Below are 21405 nucleotides of genomic sequence, written 5' to 3' on the forward strand. Positions count from 1 at the left end.
TCATAGTGAAATTCTTATGCCTAAAGATACAAAATCTTTAGGTAATAACAAAGCCCCAGCTTGTGAAAGTCGGGGCTTTGTGCGTAAAAAACAGAAGGTGTGCATTTTGACACACCTTCCACTTTGTAATATGATTACCTGTCTTTGGGAAGATGAGAAGCACTAAAGATACAAAATAAAATAGTAAAAAGCAAGAGTGAGACAGGAAATATAGCTTCATCCCCTGAACGGATTGATTTTATTTCCGAACCGGGTAATGGACTTAAAAGACTATTTTAAATCCATTACAGCCTGCTCCAACTGTTTCAATGCTTTTTCCAGCGTAGCACGTGGACAAGCAACGTTCAACCGCATAAATCCCTCGCCTTCCTTACCGAATGTTGTTCCATCATTCAGCGCCAGATGAGCATCTTCTACAAAAAGACGGTTCAGTTCTTCCTGATTGAGTCCCAATGCGCGGCAATCCAGAAAGATCAAGTAAGAGGCTTGCGGACGGATCATCTTGATAGCAGGAATATGTTCTTTCAAATACGTTTCAGTGAAATCCACATTTCCTTTAATATATGCTACCACTTGGTCCAGCCATTCTGTACCATGACTGTAAGCAGCTGCTACACTTAAATAAGCAAAGAGATGTCCTTCGCTAAACTCGCTTGCTTCCATATATGTCTGGAAACGGTGACGAAGTTCGTCATTCTCAATAATTGCATAAGAACTAGCCAATCCCGGCATGTTGAATGCCTTGCTGGGAGACATAAAGACAAGAGAGTTCATCCGTGCCTTCTCTGAAATCAAAGCAAAGGTAGGATGTTTGTATGGAGGCAGGGTTAAGTCAGCATGAATCTCGTCAGAGATAACCAATGTGCCGCTTTCATAGCAGATGTCGGCTATCTGAGACAGTTCCTCTTTGGTCCATACACGTCCACCCGGGTTATGAGGGTTGCTTAGAATAAGCAATTTGCATCCTTGAATATCTTGACGGAAGCGGTTGAAATCAATATAATATTGTTCATCTTTCAGGACTAACGGGCTGAATACCACTTCACGTTCATTCTTTTGAGTGACTAAAAAGAAAGGATGATAAACAGGGGGCATTACCATTATCTTATCTCCTTTTTGCGTAAAGCAGTGGATCACAAAAGCCAAGCCGCGAACAATACCGGGAGTGAAAGTCAACATCTCTTCACGAATCACCCAACCATGGCGCTCCTTCACCCAGTTAATAATAGACTCCGACCATTCTTTGCAAGCAAATGTATATCCGAGTACTTCATGCTCCAGGCGTTTTTTCAAAGCCTCTATGACAAAAGGAGCTGTGCGGAAATCCATATCAGCTACCCACATTGGAATCAGGTCATTGCGTCCCCAACGATTCTCTACTGCATCCCATTTTACGGAATCTGTACCATGACGGTTTATTATTTCATCAAAATTATAGTTCATACTGCATAATATTGTTAGGTTATGTGTATAATAAACAGTTAGCAAAGATAGTTGTTTTCGTGGTATTACCGAAAGGCAGCCTCTAATTTTGTATGCTCTATCAAAACATAGAGGGCCGGAGCAATACAGCATCCGACCCTCATATTCATACCCTGAAAAAAAAACTAAGAACCTATTTGTCTTTATTATTCATTCCAACGATGCACTATAAATCCACGCTTACCATCTTCTGTTTTTAAAGAGATGAAATAGATATGCGGATGGCTCGTCGGACCTGTACCGATACGTTTTTCCAAAATAAACTCGGTCAGTTTAACGGCAGAGGCTGCTTTGTCTGTATACGAAGTCTTAGTGTCATTGATAGTCGTTTCAAACTTCGGATTACGGTTGGCAGCATTCACACTATTTAAATTGTTTGCCCAACCACCGTTAAAGTAGACATAATATGTATCTTTCACTTCACCGTTTTGTTGATACCAGTACATATCTTTTGGCGTTGCATAAGATCCGGTACTGGAAACTCCGACCGTGTTAATATCGGCACGATAACCATCCCAATAAATACGTGGCGTCGGGTCGTCAAGATTGAGCGGTACCCATAAATCTATGGAACGGCTTTCCTTTTCCTGGTCGGTCACAGTAATAGTTGTACCACCGTCACCTACCACAGTAACAGTTACTGTAGTGCCGGAGATTGCCACAGTAGCTACCCCTTCATTCAGAGATTTAACGGTATAGCCGCCATTACCGGAAGTAATATTGAAAGAAATCTGTTGAGGCGTACCCTCGTACACATATTCTCCCTCAAGAGTCCCCTCTTTATCAAACAGAACAGGACGAATCGGATTCGTCACCCGCACTTTAAGAGTAGCTGACTTGTTTCGGGAATCTGTCACAGTAATCGTTGCCTGATCGACATTTGCTTTACCGCCAAGTATCAGTTTATATCCTCCTGTTACGTCGGGGTCTTCCACAATTTCAGCACTGATGGCTTCAGGAGCAGAATTGGTTACTGTATAACCGCCATTACCGGTCAGGATTTTCATTTCACGAAGAATAACGCCGTCATTATCCAGACGCAATACTTCCACTCCCTCCGGGAACGATTCGAGTGTCAGTTCCTGAAGTTTACGTACTTCAACCGTCATGAGAACACGATTGTAGCTATCATCCGAAAGGCGAACGATGGTGCTACCTATGTCACCGCCTGTCAACAGTATCTCGTTGCCGACCACCTCGGCAGTCACCACATCCTCATTATCACTCTCTACACGATAATTCACACCGTCCAAACCAATACCGATATGCAGGACTTCTCCCTCAACGAGCACCGGATTGTGCGTAGTAAGCGGAACATTGACATAAGGGTAATACACATCTTTGTCATTTTCACATCCCGTCATCAAGCAGAGAAGAGCTAGAAAAGGGATAAAGGATAAATATTTTATTTGTTTCATTGATTCAAGATTTTTAAAGCCCGATTAAATCTCCCCAAGGGAATATCCGGACAGACTGTTAGTTTTATCAAGTTCTGCAATATCCCGTCTTATTAAAACAGAAAGAAGCATAATTGCCATCCCATTAATAATTAGGATTCTGATTTATCGGCCTGCTGCAACGAGGCACCTTACTGCCTACTTTTGTAGATTACGAATGGTTTGGCAATATCAAAATTAACCATGACGAACTTTTCATCCGGATCATCGAGAAACTGCTTCCTATCGTAGAAGCGAATAATGAACCCAGAAAGGTTATCGTATTGTCCGACGTGCTTTTCTCGTTTGACGGAATGAGCGAAACGGCATTGACTTTCAAAATAAAAGCACTCAAGAAACTTGGACAAAAAGCGTATGCACAAAGTGTTTATGACCGTTTCCAAAAGGAGTACCAGCAACTCTATGGAGAGAAGTATAAGGAGAATTCGTTAGAAGAATAAAGACTTGATGCCATGCTTGGGAAACTTTTTTAGTCAAAAGAATAAAGGAACCTATTATAATTAATCATTTTATTAGGCACTTTTAAATAATTGTGTTCCTATCGATAAGAGTAGAGATTTAAAAAAAGCATAAGAGAAATCTCCTAATTGCTATTTACATAGAAAAATAGTACTTTTGTACTCCATTCAAAAAAGAATTTATGACGAAAGCATTATTTTTTGATATAGACGGAACATTGGTCAGTTTTGAAACTCACCGCATCCCGTCGTCTACCATTGAGGCACTGGAAGCCGCCCGTGCAAAAGGACTGAAGATATTTATCGCTACGGGACGTCCGAAAGCCATTATCAACAACCTCTCCGAATTGCAAGACCGGAATCTGATTGATGGATATATCACCATGAACGGGGCTTACTGCTTTGTCGGGGAACAGGTAATCTATAAAAGTGCCATCCCCCAGGACGAAGTAAAAGCGATGGGAGATTTCTGCGAGAAAAAAGGCGTTCCCTGTATCTTTGTAGAGGAACACAACATTTCCGTTTGCCAGCCCAATGACATGGTGAAAAAGATATTCTATGATTTCCTGCACGTGAATGTGATTCCGACTGTATCTTTCGAGGAGGCAACCAGTAAGGAAGTCATCCAAATGACACCCTTTATCACGGAAGAGGAAGAAAAAGAAATCCGTCCGTCTATTCCTACCTGCGAGATAGGCCGATGGTATCCTGCATTTGCCGATGTGACCGCCAAAGGAGACACCAAGCAAAAGGGCATTGATGAAATAATCCGCTATTTTGATATTAAACTCGAAGATACCATGGCTTTCGGAGACGGAGGAAATGACATCAGCATGCTCCGCCATGCAGCCATCGGAGTAGCCATGGGACAAGCCAAAGAGGATGTGAAAGCCGCTGCCGATTATGTGACAGCTCCCATCGACGAGGATGGCATCAGCAAGGCAATGAAGCATTTTGGTATTATCTGATTATGAGCGTAGACACCAATAACGCAGCGTTTCAGGACGCCCTGAACCTGATTCAATATACGCGTCAATCGGTTTTCCTGACCGGGAAAGCGGGTACAGGGAAATCTACATTCCTGCGTTACGTCTGCGAAAATACCAAAAAGAAACACGTTGTACTCGCCCCGACAGGCATCGCTGCTATCAATGCCGGAGGAAGTACGATGCATAGTTTCTTCAAACTCCCTTTCTATCCGCTGCTGCCGGATGACCCGAACTTGAGTCTCCAGCGTGGTCGTATCCATGAATTTTTCAAATACACCAAGCCTCACCGGAAGCTGTTGGAACAAATAGAACTGGTCATCATCGACGAGATTTCAATGGTAAGGGCGGATATCATTGATGCCATCGACCGAATCCTACGTGTATACTCTCACAATCTGCGTGAACCTTTCGGAGGAAAACAACTGTTATTGGTAGGCGACGTATTCCAACTGGAGCCCGTCGTAAAAAACGACGAACGGGAAATATTGAACCGCTTCTATCCTACACCCTATTTTTTCTCTGCCAGAGTATTCGGCCAGATAGACCTGGTATCCATCGAACTTCAAAAGGTATACCGCCAAACAGACCCAGTTTTTGTCGGCGTCCTCGACCATATCCGGAACAATACAGCCGGAGCGGCTGATCTGCAACTACTGAACACCCGTTATGGAAGCCAGATAGAAGAATCGGAAGCTGATATGTATATCACTCTGGCCACCCGTAGAGACACGGTAGACTCTATCAACGAAAAGAAACTGGCGGAACTTCCCGGAGACCCAATTACTTTTGAAGGAGTCATCGAAGGAGATTTCCCCGAAAGCAGTCTACCCACCTCACAAGAGCTCGTACTGAAACCCGGTGCACAAATCATCTTTATTAAAAATGATTTCGACCGCAGGTGGGTAAACGGTACCATTGGTGTCATTGCCGGAATTGATGAGGAAGAAGAAACCATCTACGTTATCACCGACAATGGAAAAGAATGTGACGTAAAGCGTGAATCATGGCGCAATATCCGTTATCGCTACAACGAAAAGACAAAAGAAATAGAAGAAGAAGTCTTAGGTAGCTTCACACAATATCCCATTCGGTTAGCTTGGGCCATCACTGTCCATAAGAGTCAGGGACTGACTTTCAGCCGTGTAGTCATCGACTTCACAGGTGGTGTATTTGCAGGTGGACAAGCATACGTGGCACTAAGCCGCTGTACCTCACTGGACGGTATTCAGCTCAAAAAGCCTATTAACCGTGCTGACGTCTTCGTCCGCCCCGAAATCGTAAACTTTGCCGGACGTTTCAACGACCGGCAGGCTATCGACAAAGCTCTGAAACAAGCGCAGGCCGACGTGCAATACGCTGCTGCTTCACGCGCTTTCGACAAAGGAGACATGGAGGAATGTCTGGAACAGTTTTTCCGCGCCATTCATTCCCGCTATGATATTGAGAAACCTGTTCCCCGCCGTTTTATCCGACGTAAACTCGGTGTCATAAACACCTTGAAAGAGCAGAATAAGAAACTCAAAGAGCAAATGCGCGAACAGCAGGAACGCCTCCGCCAATATGCTCACGAATATCTATTAATGGGTAACGAATGTATCACCCAGGCACACGACTCACGTGCCGCCCTCGCCAACTACGACAAGGCACTTAGTCTCGACCCTAATTATGTGGATGCCTGGATACGCAAAGGAATCACTCTCTTCAACAACAAAGAGTATTTCGATGCTGAAAACTGCTTCAACATTGCAGTCACCCTCTATCCGGCAAACTTTAAAGCTGTCTATAACCGCGGAAAGCTCCGGCTAAAAACAGAAAACACAGAAGGTGCCATTGCCGACCTGGACAAGGCCACCAGCCTGAAACCGGAACATGCCGGTGCACACGAACTCTTCGGAGACGCTCTGTTGAAAGTCGGGAAAGAAGGAGAAGCCGCCTTACAATGGAGAATTGCAGAAGAACTTAGAAAGAAAAAATAGCCTATTCTTCCCGACCTCCGCACCTATCCATCTTTGTCATCTACACACTTACATAAAAATCATCCTACACACAATATCTCCATCAAACAGTGCCCCCGCATGGCCTCCCGGCCTCGTTTTTCCGACGTCAAGCGCAGGTGGTTTCTCCGGCGTTAAAAAGGGCAAACTGTTTGAGCGTAGCGAGTTTCTGCCCTTTAGCCGGAGGAAACACCGGAGTAGTCGGAAAAACGTAGCCTTGATTCTTTCTTTTTGGTTCCTTTTCTTTCGTATCAAGACGAAAGAAAAGGAACTGATTCTCCCTCTATATCAAAAACTTTTATTAGTTTTGCTCTTTGTAATATCTCAAACTCTTAAAATAGAAGCAAATGAAAAAAGGTTTGAAAATCGCAGCTATCACAGTAGGAGTCATCATCATTCTGATGTTCCTTCTTCCTTTCGCCTTCCAGGGAAAGATAGCCGACATTGTAAAAACAGAAGGCAACAAGATGCTTAATGCACAATTTGACTTTAAGAACCTTAACATTAGCCTGTTCCGTAACTTTCCACAGGCTTCTGTCACTCTCGAGGATTTCTGGTTAAAAGGTACTGGTGAATTTGCCAACGACACCCTTGTACAGGCCGGAGAAGTTACTGCCGCAGTCAACTTATTCTCTCTTTTCGGAGATAGCGGTTACGATATTTCTAAAATATTCATTGAAGATACACGGTTACATGCCATTGTATTGCCGGACGGACGTGCCAACTGGGATATTATGAAACCGGATACAACAGCAACAGCCGAAGCTCCTGTTTCAGAAGAAGAAGCATCTTCTCCTTTCAAAGTGAAGCTACAACGCTTTGTTATCAAAAACATGAACCTGATTTATGACGATCAACAAGGAAAGATGTATGCTGATATCCGCGACTTTAACGCAGTCTGCGCCGGAGACTTAGGAAGTGACCGCACTACTCTGAAGTTGGAAGCGGAAACCAAATCACTTACTTACAAGATGAATGGAATCCCTTTCCTGGCCAATGCCAATATCTCCGCAACAATGGATGTGGATGCCGACCTTGCCAATAACAAATACACATTAAAAGACAACACCATCCGCCTCAACGCCATTCAGGCAGGTATCGACGGTTGGGTAGCCTTGAAAGATCCGGCTATCGACATAGACTTGAAACTTAACACGAACGATATCGGGTTTAAGGAAATCTTGTCACTGATTCCAGCCATTTATGCAACGGAATTCTCCAGTCTGAAAACAGACGGAACCGCTACGCTTACTGCAACGGCCAAAGGTATCTTGCAAGGCGACACCGTTCCTGCATTCAACATTGATATGCAAGTCAAGAATGCCATGTTCCGCTATCCGGCTTTACCGGCAGGAGTGGATCAAATCAATATCAGTGCCAACGTCCAGAACCCGGGAGGAAATATCGACCTGACGACGGTCAATATCAATCCTTTCAGTTTCCGTCTTGCCGGAAATCCGTTTAGCCTGACGGCTAATGTAAAAACACCGATCAGCGATCCGGACTTTAAAGCTGAAGCTAAAGGGATTCTCAATTTAGGTATGATAAAACAAGTCTATCCACTTGGAGATATGGAGTTGAACGGTACCATTGACGCCGATATGCAAATGTCAGGACGCCTTTCCTATATCGAAAAAGAGGAATACGAACGTATGCAAGCTTCAGGTACTATCGGACTGACGGGTATGAAACTCAAAATGAAAGATATGCCGGACGTAGAAATCAAGAAGTCTCTCTTCACTTTCACCCCGAAATACCTCCAGTTGAGCGAGACAACCGTCAACATCGGAAAGAATGATATCACAGCCGACAGTCGGTTTGAAAACTATATCGGTTACGCATTGAAAGGTACTACATTGAAAGGAAACCTGAATATTCGTTCCAACTATTTCAATCTGAACGACTTCATGGCTGCTTCTGCGGATGAAGCGACTGCATCAGAAACTGCGTCTACCGACTCCGTAGCTACAGCTGCCACGGGTATTATGGAAGTTCCCCGCAACATCGACTTCCAAATGGACGCTAACCTGAAACAGGTGTTATTCGATAAGATGTCTTTCAATAATATGAACGGCAAGCTTGTGGTAAAAGATGGCAAAGTGGATATGAAAAACCTCTCCATGAATACCATGGGTGGCAACGTGGTCATGAACGGCTACTACTCCACTGCCAACGTAAAGAAGCCGGAAATGAAAGCCGGATTCAAACTCTCCAATATCGGTTTCGCACAAGCTTACAAAGAATTGGACATGGTGCAGAAGATGGCTCCTATCTTCGAAAACCTGAAAGGTAATTTCTCCGGAAGTATTAATGTACTGACAGATTTGGATGCAACCATGAGCCCTGTACTGAATACAATGCAAGGTGATGGTAGCCTTTCCACCCGTGATCTTAGTTTAAGCGGAGTGAAAGCAATCGACGAAATAGCCGATGCCGTTAAACAGCCAAGTCTGAAAGACATGAAGGTGAAAGATATGACACTGGATTTCACCATCAAAGACGGACGCGTAGAAACCAAACCGTTCGATATCAAGATGGGAGACTACACATTGAATCTTTCCGGTAGCACAGGCCTCGATCAAACCATCGACTACTCCGGAAAAGTGAAGTTGCCGGCATCTGTAGGCAATATCTCTAAACTAATGACTCTTGACTTGAAGATCGGAGGTTCATTTACCTCTCCGAAAGTCAGCGTCGATACTAAAAGCATGGCCAATCAAGCTGTCGAGGCTGTAGCCGATGAAGCTATCAGCAAACTCGGACAGAAACTGGGACTGGACTCTGCCGCTACCGCCAATAAGGATTCAATCAAACAAAAGGTGACAGAGAAAGCAGCAGAAAAGGCACTGGATTTCTTAAAAAAGAAACTCAAATAAGAGAGAAGGAGAATGAATTATGCTTCTGAAGCTATATGACAAAAATAATAACCCGCAGGATTTACAACGAATCATCGACATCCTGAATGACGGCGGACTGATTATCTATCCCACTGATACGATGTACGCCATCGGCTGTCATGGTTTGAAGGAACGTGCTATAGAACGGATATGCCGGATCAAAGAGATAGACCCTAGAAAGAACAATCTGTCTATCATCTGTTATGACTTGAGTAGCATCAGCGAATATGCGAAAGTAGACAATAATATATTCAAGCTGATGAAGCATAATCTTCCGGGGCCATTCACCTTTATTTTGAACGGAACCAACCGGTTACCCAAAATCTTCCGCAACCGGAAAGAAGTGGGTATCCGTATGCCGGATAATAATATAATCCGCGAAATCGCACGCCTGCTGGATGCTCCCATTATGACGACCACTCTGCCTTACGAAGAGCATGAGGACTTGGAATATATGACAGATCCCGAACTGATAGATGAGAAGTTCGGTGACATTGTCGATCTGGTCATTGACGGAGGTATCGGAGGTATAGAACCTTCCACTGTAGTGAAATGTACCGACGACGAACTGGAAATCATCCGGCAAGGGAAAGGCTGGCTGGAAGAGGTATAAAAGCCGAAAAATGAATCGAACTGGTATGCTATATGATAGGAACGTGAATAAATAAGTTTTATTATTAGTAGCATGCCAGTTCGTTTATACACAGCAAAACAACGATTGGTTATCCCCCCAACAAACCAAAATCATCATATTCATCATGAAAAAATTAAATCACATCGGCATCTTTCTTGTATGTCTATTCATTACTATCCAATCATTTGCAAGTGAACCCATACGGGTAGCGTGCATAGGAAACAGTATTACTTATGGAACATTCATCCCCAACCGGGAAATGAACTGCTATCCGGCACAACTTCAAGCTTATCTGGGAGATGGGTATGAGGTCAAAAACTTCGGAGCCTCTGGTCGAACTATATTGTCTAAAGGAGATTACCCATATTCCGAAACAGATACCTACAAAGCATCTCTGGAATATCAGCCCGATATTGTATTAATCAAATTAGGTACTAACGATACCAAACCGCAAAACTGGAAATACAAAAACGAATTCAAAGACAATTACCAGACATTAATTGACACATACCAGAATCTGAAATCACATCCACGTATTATTCTCCTGACTCCTATCCGTTGTTTCCTGCCGGAGGGTTCGGAAATCAATGCACAACTGATAGAAAACGAGGTACGCCCCACGGTGGAAGAATTGGCCTGGAAAAATCAACTGGAAATTATCAATCTGTTTAATCTCTTCGGCGACCAGTGGGATTCGGTTATGCTACCGGACAAACTGCACCCCTCTTCTATCGGAGCAGGAGTCATGGCCCAAAAGATATATAAATATCTCGCTGTAAAAGCAACAGCTTCTCCAACAAAGCTGCAGACATCACTGGGAATACAAGATGCCAAACGATTCAACTTCCATGGACACCAAGGGTATGAATTTGAGAATGAGGGAGTAAAATGCCTTGTAGTAGAGCCCGCAAAAGAAGCCATAGGAAAACCTTGGATGATTCGTGCACGCTTTTGGGGGCATGAGCCACAGACTGACATAGCATTATTGGAACATGGCTTTCATATTGTTTACTGTGATGTAGCCGACTTATATGGCTCGGATAAAGCTGTTCAACGCTGGAATAGTTTTTACAAGCGAATGGTGAAAGCCGGATTCAACAAGAAAGTGGCACTTGAAGGGATGAGTCGTGGCGGGCTGATTGTCTATAACTGGGCGGCACAAAACCCGGAAAAAGTGGCATGTATTTATGCAGATGCCCCCGTAATGGACTTCAAAAGTTGGCCTATGGGACAAGGTAAATCTGCCGGTTCCGCCATGGATACGAAACAACTTCTCAATGCTTACGGTTTTAAAAACGAAGCTGAAGCGTTGAACTGGAAAAAGAATCCGATAGACTGTGCACCGACAATGGCAAAAGCTGGAATCCCCATCCTGCACGTGGTAGGTGATGCTGATCAAGTGGTGTCGGTTGCTGAAAACACAGCCATTTTCGAACAACGTATGGAGGAATTGCATGCACCAATTACTATTATTCATAAGCCTGGAGTGGATCATCACCCGCACTCCCTCAACAATCCCGAGCCTATTGTGCAGTTCATCCTCAAAGCTACGAACAGGGCGGAAAATATGCGTGTGCATCCTGTACCGGGAAATGAATTCCGTTCGGCAGCCGGATGGACCCAAAACTCGGACTGGAACAGCGTAGCAAAAGACATAACCGCCACTCTCAATGGGAAACATTTAAAACTGTTGTTATTGGGAAATTCCATCACACAAGGTTGGGGAGGTAACAGAAAAGAAGTGACTTACAAGCCCGGCAAAGAGGCTATGGACAATGCCATAGGAAAGGATAATTGGGAAAGTGCCGGCATATCCGGCGACCGCACGCAAAACCTGCTTTGGCGTGTCCGTTATGATAACTACAATAGTTGCCACCCTGAAAACATAGTGATTGCCATTGGAATTAATAATCTGATAAGTGGAAAAGACAGTCCTGAAAACACGGCTGAAGGAATTATCGCAGTAGCCAATGAAGTACGGAAGCAATTCCCCGAATCACGTATCATTCTTTTAGGTCTGTTTCCATCCGGTAAGGAACAACAGAGTAAAGTGCGCACACAATGTGATAAGATTCATGACATATTACAACATCACCGATTCGAGAAAGTTGAATATATCAATCCCACCAAATGGTTCACCGAAGCGGACGGAACTATGAAAGACGGACTTTATGGAAATGATTACATTCATTTCACTGGTGAAGGATATAAAGTAGCAGCAACAGAAATAGCCAAAATACTTGCTCGTTAGACAATCATCCAAAATCTAATCTTCACATAATAGTATCAGAAATTAAAAGGGCTGCGTCACATTTTCAGTGCGCAGCCCTTATTTCTATTATTTCATCACAAATTACTTAATCAATGATTCTGGATCCAAATGAGCAGATTCGATATCTTTGAAGTAACGGTAAGTACCCACTTTCAATTCAGCTGTAGCAGCATCATCACAAACGATAATACCCTTTTCATGCATTTGCAATGCACTGATTGTCCACATCTGTGTGATAGCACCTTCTACCGCATGATACAAAGCACGAGCTTTGTTATGACCATTTACAATAATCATCACTTCTTTTGCAGAAAGCACAGTACCTACTCCCACTGTCAAAGAAGTCTTAGGAACTTTGTTGATGTCATTATCAAAGAAACGGGAGTTAGCAATGATGGTATCCATTGTTAACGTTTTCTGACGAGTGCGTGAAGTCAATGAAGATCCCGGTTCGTTGAATGCAATATGTCCGTCAGGACCAATACCACCCATGAACAGGTCGATGCCACCGTATGACTTGATCTTTTCTTCGTAACGTGCACATTCTGCATCCAGATCCGGAGCGTTACCATTCAGAATATTAGTATTCTCGGGTTTAATGTCGATATGACCGAAAAAGTTATTCCACATGAAAGAATAATAGCTTTCCGGATGTTCTTTCGGCAATCCTACATATTCGTCCATGTTGAATGTTACCACATTCTGGAAGGAAACGATTCCTTTCTTATTCAGGTCGATCAAAGCTTTATACATGCCCAGAGGAGATGATCCGGTGGGACAGCCCAATACAAATGGTTTCTCGAGGGTTGGATTGGCAGCTTTTATTTTAGCGGCAACGTAATGTGCAGCCCACAGAGATACGGACTGGTAGTCCGGCTGAATAATAAGTCTCATAAGTCGATTATTTTATAGGTTAGTTAATAAATTATCTCATTCACTGTTTTAACGATCTTTCTTCAAACGGTCCGCCATGGCACGTGCCAGATTTTCGCACTGGGTATAAGTCAGGTCTTTCATAGCCTGCTTCATCTCCACCGGATCACCGATCAATTCGAATTTACTCTTTTCAGCAAACTCCGCCAGACGTTTCACCGCAGCACCTGCCCATGCAAAAGAACCGAAGTAACCCAAATAGCGTCCCTTCACCTCACGCAGCAGAATCTTTGAAAGCAGCGCTTCCACCTCCGGAAATATCTGATTACTATACGTAGGAGAACCGATAATCAATCCCTTATAACGGAAAATATCCGCTATGATATAAGAAGGATGACTCTTTGTTACGTTATGCATAACGATATTCTTAACCCCCTGTGCAGAAAGCTCTTCAGCAATAGCTTCCGCCATCTGCTCTGTATTTCCATACATGCTTCCGTAGGCAATAACAACACCTTCATCCGCATCATAACGACTCAAACGATCATATATGCCGATCACCTTTGCAATATTCTCTGTCCATACAGGTCCGTGAGTAGAACAAATGGCAGAAATGGGAAGTCCACCTAATTTCTGCAAAGCCCTTTGCACGGGGCTTCCGTATTTACCAACGATATTAGAGTAGTAACGAACCATTTCTCCCCAGTACTTATCGACATTGATCCGGGTATCCAGGAATCCGCCATCTACAGTACCAAAACATCCGAATCCGTCACCGGAGAAAAGAACTCCATCCGTTTCATCAAAAGTCATCATCGTTTCCGGCCAATGCACCATTGGAGTCATATAAAAACGCAGTTTGTGACGTCCTAAAGCGAGGAAATCACCGTCCTTTACCAGATATTGTTCACCGGTTACCCCATAGAAACCTTCAATCATACCGAATGTTTGCTTATTACCCACGATAATAATTTCCGGATAATGTTGTTTAATCAATCGGATAGATCCCGAATGATCCGGTTCCATGTGATTTATAATCAAATAATTAATGGGACGTTCTCCAATCACTTGCTTGATTTTACGCAAGTAGACTTCAAAATAACAGATATCTACCGTATCTACCAATGCCACCATTTCATCATCAATCAGATAAGAGTTATATGAAACTCCATAGGGCAATGGCCACATCGCTTCAAATCTGTGCTTGTTACGGTCATTTACTCCCACATAGTGGACATTTCCTTTAATTCTTGTTTTACTTTCCATCTTTCAAATCCATTAAACATTTCTTCCACTATTCTATACTCCGCAAAACAGCTATTTATTAAGTGGTAAGTTTATCGTTTGCAAAAATAATCCTTTTTTCCGAATCCCTATACTTCTTACCTTGATAAGCACCTCTTTCTTTCATTCTTTTTTGTAAACGAGCTACAAATTCATAATTTTTCAATCCCCAGTCCGGAGCTATTAATAAATCTTTAGGAGATTGGGAAACAAAACGTTCCACAACCATATCGGGACGGAGATGTTCTACATAATCAATCACCAGATCAATATATTCCTCAACCTCGTTAAACAAATGAAAGCCAGCAGGAGTTACGTCATACTCATGCGCCATTCGCGTACCACGGATCAACTGTAACTGATGGATTTTAAGTGTAGCTAAAGGCAGATCGGAAAGAATTTCGGCATGTGCCACCATTGTATCATGTGTTTCTCCCGGAAGTCCGAGGATGATATGTCCACCTGTCAGGATACCACAGGCCGCTGTCTGACACACAGCTTCTACTGTATCTGCATAAGTATGCCCCCGATTGATGCGTTTTAAGGTTTCATCACAAGTGCTTTCGATCCCATATTCTACCATGAGAAACGTATGTTTGTTCAAATCTTCCAGATAACGCAACAAACTTTCCGGCATACAATCGGGACGCGTACCAATCACCAGCCCGACTACCCCATCCACCGCCAATGCTTCCTCATACTTACGCTTCAAGCCTTCCAACTCCGCATATGTATTGGTGTAGGCCTGAAAATAGGCCAAATATTTCATTTCCGGATATTTATGGGCAAAAAAGCATTTACCTTCTTCCAATTGAATTGCAATAGATTTCTCTGTCCGACAATAATCCGGATTAAAAGTCTGGTTATTGCAGTAAGTACATCCACCCCATCCTTTTGTACCATCACGATTGGGGCAAGTGAAACCTGCATTCAATGAAATCTTTTGTACTTTGTAAGGAAAATATTTCCGTAAAAAAGTAGGGAAATCATTATATAATAGCTGTGTAGACATATTCATTCACTTCATTCTTTATTTTACCTACAAACATAAGCAAAATCAACGAGTTACGGAAAGTTGGCACAAAATTTCTTCAATATATTAAAAATTTCATAAATACCATAAGATAAATTAATAAATATTGCAATTCGAAAAACTATTTAATTAGCTTTGCTATGATTTTAGGCATTGGCAGGAGGATACTTGTGAAAGTCTTGTGCAATTTATTCCCCAATTATGATTTCATCTCACCATACCCCATGCAACTCTTGTCAATAAAATTATCCTCTTTATAATCTTATTCAGATTATAAAGAGGATTTTTTTAACTAATATTACTCTCTTATTTTTGTTCAAAACACAACATAGAGATCAATGCTGTATAGGATGAAGAGGAAAAAATAGGAAAAAACGAGTATTATTCGTTCAAACCACTTATCGGACTTTCCATTCTGCATTGTTTTGTTTATTTTTGCTATAAACATTAAAGTAACTACTATGAAACGGCTCCATACTTTATTTCTTCTTCTAACAATAGCGATCAATATAGCTGCTCAACCTATCTGCCAAGTTAAACATTTCTCCGTGAGTGACGGTCTCGCTCAAGGTAATGTAATGAGCATTTTACAGGATCAGAAAGGGCTTGTTTGGTTTAGTACCTGGAACGGGCTTAACAAGTTTGACGGATACACTTTTAAGACATATAAAACTTCGCAAGAGAGTAAATATGCATTCGGCAGTAATCGCATGGGAACTATTTCAGAAAGCAAATACGGAGATATATGGTGCCCCACTTACGATGGACAAGCCTGCCTTTTTGATGTGGAAACCGAGAAGTTTATTGATGTTCTCCAACCTATTGAACTTTCCACGAAACAAACTAACAATGTTACACGCATTTATTCACTGGAGAAAGGGATTGCCTGGATTCTCTGTGAAAGCGGATATGCATTCAGAGTGGACGAACAATTATGCAAAAAAGGAGAAGGCATCACACTTTATTCAGCTTCCAACCACAACCTGAAAGGAAATCAAATATTTAACATTTATCAAGACTCTGAAGAAGATGAATGGATATTGACGGATAAAGGTGTTTCCATCATAGGAAAGAAAACACTGGATACAGACTTTCCTTTCCAGTTCATCACCCAAATAAAGGAAACGATCTGTCTGATTGCAGAAAATGACAAGTTAGCCAGATATGACTTCCACACTAAAAAACTGAAATTCGTAGATATTCCTTATCCGCATCATAAAATAAACAATGTCACTACCATAGGAAAAGATATGCTGGCATTGGGAACGGATAATGGAGTGATTTTGTATTCTATCCCGAAGAACAGTTTCCAGCAAATAGACATCCGTACAGCTACCCAAACTTCCAACGATGTAGAATCTGTCTATCAAGACCACTTGGGAGATATCTGGATTTTTTCAAAAGATCCGGGCATTGTTCATCTTAACCTCGCGACCAATGAAAAAGAACATCTGTTCACCCCCAAAGATGAGATTATCAAGCATGGGCGTAAAAGTCGTAAACTTATTTTTGAAGACAATGCGAAAAACTTATGGTTACTCCCCACGGAAGGAAACTTTTGCTACTATGACCGGAAAGAAAGAACTCTCAAACCGCTTCTTACGGATATCAATAATCCTAAGTCTATTTTCAGTCCGTTAGTCAGGTCTTATACATTGGATAATCAGGGAAACTGTTGGTTTGCAACAGCACGTGGTGTAGAGAAACTATGCTTCTTCCCACAGAGCTATCAATTTAACCTGACTGATTACGAGGCAGAAACACGTGCATTCCTGCAAGACAGCAATAAACGTCTATGGACAGCATCAAAATCTAATTATATCCAGATATTCGCACCGGATGGTAACCTGGTGGGGTACTTATCCAAACAAGGAAATATCATTAAGGAAAAACAATCGTTTTATAATGGGGTATATTCAATTCTGGAAGACAAAGATGGAAATATATGGTTGGGGACTAAAGAAATCGGACTTTTCCAACTTAAAAAGACAGGAGCAAATCATTACTCTATTCACCATTTTGAACACCAGACAAATGATCCTTATAGTTTAAGCAGTAATAGCATTTATGCTATCTTTCAGGACAGTCGTAATAATATTTGGATAGGATGTTATGGGGGCGGATTAAATCTGCTGGCACAAGCTAAAGATGGAAAAGTTTCATTTATTCATAGTAATAATGAGTTAAGAAACTATCCCATAGCTTACGGTATGAAAGTACGCAATATTGCAGAAGCTCCGGGAGGAGTGATTTTAGTGGGAACAACTAACGGACTGCTGACATTCTCGAACAACTTCGAACGCCTGGAAGAGATTAAATTCTACCGGAATATCCGTAGACCGGGAGATAAAAACAGTCTTAGTGCCAACGATATCATGCATATCTATACGGACAAGAATAAAACGACTTATGTTGTCAGCTTTACCGGAGGAGTAAATAAAGTGATATCTCCCAATCTGCTGAACGAGAATATCCAATTCAAAAACTACGACAAGAACAACGGGCTGGCTTCCGATCTGGCACTATCAATGATTGAAGATACACAGAACCAACTATGGGTTGTTTCGGAGATTGCGCTCTCCAAATTCGATCCAGCCAAAGAAACTTTTGAGAACTATGAATTAAGTTCCATCTATCAGGAATTCAATTTCTCCGAAGCTCTTCCTATTATCAATGCCCGCAACCAGATTATCTTAGGAACTGATAAAGGCTTTCTGGAAGTTTCTCCGGAGAAGATGCGGAAGAGTAGCTATGTTCCTCCTATTGTGTTTACAGGACTCAAGATTCAAGGACACCTTACCGATCACTCCATTGACAATCTGGAAGAATTGGAACTGGAGCCCTCTCAAAGGAATGTAACTTTCCAGTTTGCTGCACTTGATTATGTCAATCCAAAAGGGATTTTATATGCCTATCGCCTGCAAGGACTAGAAGAAGAATGGAATGAAGCAGATAATAACCGTTCCGCTAGCTACATCAACTTGCCTGCAGGCAAATATCAGTTGCAGGTAAAGTCAACAAACAGTGACGGGGTCTGGGTGGACAATGTACAGACTCTATCTATACATGTACTCCCCACCTTTTGGGAAACCTACTGGGCATGGCTGTTCTATTTCATTCTATTCATACTCTTTACGGCAAGCATCGTATATGTATTATTTTACATCTACCGGTTACGTCACAGAGTGGATATGGAACAACAATTAGCAAATATCAAACTGCGATTCTTTACTGACATATCTCATGAGTTACGTACTCCGCTAACTTTAATCAGTAGCCCTGTGACAGAGGTATTAGAGAATGAACCGCTTTCTCCTTCCGCCCGTGAGCATTTGACTTTGGTACATCAGAACACAGAGCGCATGCTCCGACTGATGAATCAGATTCTGGATTTCCGCAAGATTCAGAATCAGAAAATGAAACTGCTGATTGAAGAGACCGATTTGATCCCACTTTTGCAAAAGGTGATGAGTAGCTTCAAACTGATAGCTGAAGAAAAGAACATAAACTATCAGCTGACTTCTACCATCCAGTCGGTATATAGCTGGGTGGATAGAGATAAGTTTGAAAAGATATTCTTCAATCTGCTTTCCAATGCATTCAAATATACACCTGCCGACAAGTCGATTACAGTCAATATCACAACGAAAGAGAAGACGGTAGAGATAGAGGTTGCAGACGAAGGAATCGGAATTGCAGTAGAAAAGCAACATTCCTTGTTCCAACGCTTCGAGTCATTGGTAAAACAGAATATTCTGCAACCATCTTCCGGCATCGGGCTGTCTCTCGTGAAAGAGATGGTGGAAATGCATCATGGCACTATTACAGTAAATAGTCAACCCGGAATAGGCAGCCGTTTTACAGTAAGCTTGCCTTTACAACGGGAAATTTTCGAAGAGGATGTACAAGTCGAATTTATCCTGAATGATAGTCAGAGTTCAGCACCTCATCCCGTCGATAGCATGAAAGCGCCAGAAGAGGTGGAAGAAAAAGAAGACCTTGAGACTAATTCGGATGGTTTCTCCATATTGGTGGTAGAAGATAATGAAGAGTTAAAGGCTTTTCTGAAAAGTATTTTGTCGGAGAATTATACGGTAATCACAGCTTCCAATGGTGAAGAGGGATTGCAACATGCTGTTGACGACCTGCCCGATCTTATTATCAGCGATGTTATGATGCCGGTGATGGACGGTTTAGAAATGATTAGGCAAATCAAAGAGAACAACAATATTTGCCATATCCCCATCATTGTATTATCAGCCAAAGCCTCTCTGGACGACCGTATCGCCGGATTGGAACAAGGCATTGACGATTATATCACCAAACCTTTCAGTGCTACTTATCTAAAGACCCGTGTAGCCTCCTTGTTACGACAACGCAAAGCATTGCAGGAGCTCTATATGAATAGGCTGATGGAAGGAAAGAATACCTCTTCTCCCGATCCTCTGACTCCTTCACAACCACAGATTACTCCATACGACGAGCAATTTATGAAAAAAGTAATGGCATACATGGAAGAACAGATGGACAATGCCGAACTAACGATTGACGAATTTGCAGAACAGTTGATGCTTAGCCGTACAATCTTCTACCGGAAATTAAAATCAATCGTCGGACTGACACCTGTTGACTTTATACGGGAAATACGTATCAAACGTGCCGTACAACTGATTGACAGCGACGAATATAACTTCTCCCAGGTAGCATATATGACGGGGTTCAACGATCCGAAATATTTCAGCAAGTGCTTCAAGAAAGTGATAGGAATTACCCCGTCAGAATACAAAGAGAGAAAAAAATAACTCTTTGATAAGCATATAAAAAGTCCCTTTATACCCAGTTGTCTCATTATTCGATCAATCGAAATTCGATAGAGTAAACTGATATAAAGGGACTTTTCATACAAGATAAAGAGATTTGCCTGTCAACAACACATCAATATCCAAACTTACATTGACAAACAAACACCTGTTTTTCCGAATCATCATTAAATATTTCTTCTTCAAATCCTCCATATTTATGAATAATACTAAAACCATTCCATTCCAAATATGAATCCAACTCTTGAGGGAAAAACATTCTCATATCCAGATTTTGAATAGAATTGAATTCACCATTGATAAAATAATGCCATTCGATCCGATTAATCTGGGTTTTATTTTCATATCGCATTGTCTGCTTTATCGAGACTTCTCTTCCATCGCCAGTTGTATACGTGGCTATTTCCTGCTGCTCTTTCTCACCTTCAACTATATACCGAATATTCGGATTAAAACAATCCAACAGAAATAAGCCTCCGTCTTTGAGGTGATTTTTAACGACATGAAGTACCTTAAATAAATCTTCATTCTCATATAAATGATGGATCGAATTAAATGGAATAAAAATAAGGTCGTACTTCTTCTGTAAATCCAGAGTCCTGATATCCGCCTGAATGAAATTGATTCTTAGTCCAGCCTCGGCAGCTTTCATCTTAGCCTGATGGAGCATTGAAGCAGTGTAATCAACCCCACTTATATCATATCCATCCTTTGCAATAGGAAGAGTAAGTCTGCCAGTTCCACAGCAAAGCTCAAGTATTCGGGCATCCTTGTTTTTAGGTAACCACCGCTTATAAAATTGCAAATCATCCATGCTGGTATTCATTCCATCATAAATATTTGCATCATAAATTAAATCGCCAACTTTATAATCACTATTCATTTATGTCCTCCAATATTCATTATTTACGATTATTTCTTATACAAACGAGAATATCCCCAACGTACAATGTACCAAAAGGATATTCTATACACAACCAGAAGAACTACCAGTCGTTCGCAAATGTAGTAAATATCTGTAATCCAGCTATAATTATCTCTTAAATACTCAAATTTCAACAAGACATATCTCTGATATAAGTATCAAAACAACATTTCGGTATCATCTATTTACATTGCAAAGCTTATGCTATATTCAACAAAATGTTTTATCTTTGAACAGGTCTATGGATTTATCGGCTCCAAATAAGCCTTGCATAGGAAATCCTCCTT

Annotated in this window: 13 protein-coding genes; 7 read left to right on the forward strand and 6 right to left on the reverse strand. The window is 41.8% G+C overall.

The window, feature by feature from the left end:
• Positions 1 to 270: 270 nt before the first annotated feature.
• Positions 271 to 1443 carry a MalY/PatB family protein gene (locus N5O98_RS14310; protein WP_004309438.1) on the reverse strand — a complete coding sequence of 391 codons (1173 nt, stop codon included), beginning with the start codon at positions 1441 to 1443 and terminating at the stop codon, positions 271 to 273.
• Positions 1444 to 1628: 185 nt separating this feature from the next.
• Positions 1629 to 2900 carry a hypothetical protein gene (locus tag N5O98_RS14315; protein ID WP_004309437.1) on the reverse strand — a complete coding sequence of 424 codons (1272 nt, stop codon included), beginning with the start codon at positions 2898 to 2900 and terminating at the stop codon, positions 1629 to 1631.
• 332 nt (positions 2901 to 3232) lie between these two features.
• Here N5O98_RS14315 and N5O98_RS14320 point away from each other — a divergent pair, with 332 nt between their 5' ends.
• From N5O98_RS14320 to N5O98_RS14345, 6 genes are all read left to right on the forward strand, one after another.
• Positions 3233 to 3379: a hypothetical protein gene (locus N5O98_RS14320; protein ID WP_004301546.1), complete on the forward strand. Its 147-nt coding sequence runs from the start codon at positions 3233 to 3235 to the stop codon at positions 3377 to 3379.
• A gap of 200 nt (positions 3380 to 3579) precedes the next feature.
• Positions 3580 to 4365: a Cof-type HAD-IIB family hydrolase gene (locus N5O98_RS14325; RefSeq protein WP_004301545.1), complete on the forward strand. Its 786-nt coding sequence runs from the start codon at positions 3580 to 3582 to the stop codon at positions 4363 to 4365.
• A gap of 2 nt (positions 4366 to 4367) precedes the next feature.
• The gene (locus N5O98_RS14330) at positions 4368 to 6362 is read left to right on the forward strand and encodes a tetratricopeptide repeat protein (protein WP_004309435.1); all 1995 of its coding nucleotides are present in this window, start codon (positions 4368 to 4370) and stop codon (positions 6360 to 6362) included.
• Between the two features lie 365 nt (positions 6363 to 6727).
• Positions 6728 to 9256: an AsmA family protein gene (locus N5O98_RS14335; RefSeq protein WP_004309434.1), complete on the forward strand. Its 2529-nt coding sequence runs from the start codon at positions 6728 to 6730 to the stop codon at positions 9254 to 9256.
• Between the two features lie 19 nt (positions 9257 to 9275).
• A complete protein-coding gene (locus tag N5O98_RS14340; protein WP_004301542.1) occupies positions 9276 to 9890 on the forward strand; it encodes an L-threonylcarbamoyladenylate synthase in 615 nt (204 codons plus the stop codon).
• 145 nt (positions 9891 to 10035) lie between these two features.
• Positions 10036 to 12162 carry a GDSL-type esterase/lipase family protein gene (locus N5O98_RS14345; RefSeq protein ID WP_022199656.1) on the forward strand — a complete coding sequence of 709 codons (2127 nt, stop codon included), beginning with the start codon at positions 10036 to 10038 and terminating at the stop codon, positions 12160 to 12162.
• A 102-nt stretch (positions 12163 to 12264) separates the two neighbouring features.
• Here N5O98_RS14345 and nagB read toward each other — a convergent pair whose 3' ends face one another.
• The 3 genes from nagB to N5O98_RS14360 are packed head-to-tail and all read right to left on the reverse strand — an operon-like array spanning position 12265 to position 15358.
• Entirely contained in the window at positions 12265 to 13077 is an 813-nt protein-coding gene (gene nagB, locus N5O98_RS14350; protein ID WP_004309432.1) for a glucosamine-6-phosphate deaminase, read from the reverse strand.
• A 48-nt stretch (positions 13078 to 13125) separates the two neighbouring features.
• Entirely contained in the window at positions 13126 to 14322 is a 1197-nt protein-coding gene (locus N5O98_RS14355) for an FprA family A-type flavoprotein (protein ID WP_004309431.1), read from the reverse strand.
• A 58-nt stretch (positions 14323 to 14380) separates the two neighbouring features.
• On the reverse strand, positions 14381 to 15358 hold the full coding sequence (locus N5O98_RS14360; RefSeq protein ID WP_004305273.1) for a TIGR01212 family radical SAM protein: 978 nt from the start codon (positions 15356 to 15358) through the stop codon (positions 14381 to 14383).
• A gap of 476 nt (positions 15359 to 15834) precedes the next feature.
• On the opposite strand from N5O98_RS14360, the gene N5O98_RS14365 reads away from it, so the two are divergent.
• Entirely contained in the window at positions 15835 to 20175 is a 4341-nt protein-coding gene (locus N5O98_RS14365) for a hybrid sensor histidine kinase/response regulator transcription factor (RefSeq protein WP_022199657.1), read from the forward strand.
• A gap of 133 nt (positions 20176 to 20308) precedes the next feature.
• On the opposite strand, the gene N5O98_RS14370 is transcribed toward N5O98_RS14365, so the two are convergent.
• Positions 20309 to 21076 carry a class I SAM-dependent methyltransferase gene (locus tag N5O98_RS14370; RefSeq protein ID WP_004309429.1) on the reverse strand — a complete coding sequence of 256 codons (768 nt, stop codon included), beginning with the start codon at positions 21074 to 21076 and terminating at the stop codon, positions 20309 to 20311.
• Positions 21077 to 21405 lie beyond the last annotated feature (329 nt).

Origin of the sequence: Bacteroides sp. LFL-34 (genome assembly GCF_027257075.1) — a bacterium.
Taxonomy (GTDB): Bacteria; Bacteroidota; Bacteroidia; order Bacteroidales; family Bacteroidaceae; genus Bacteroides; species Bacteroides ovatus.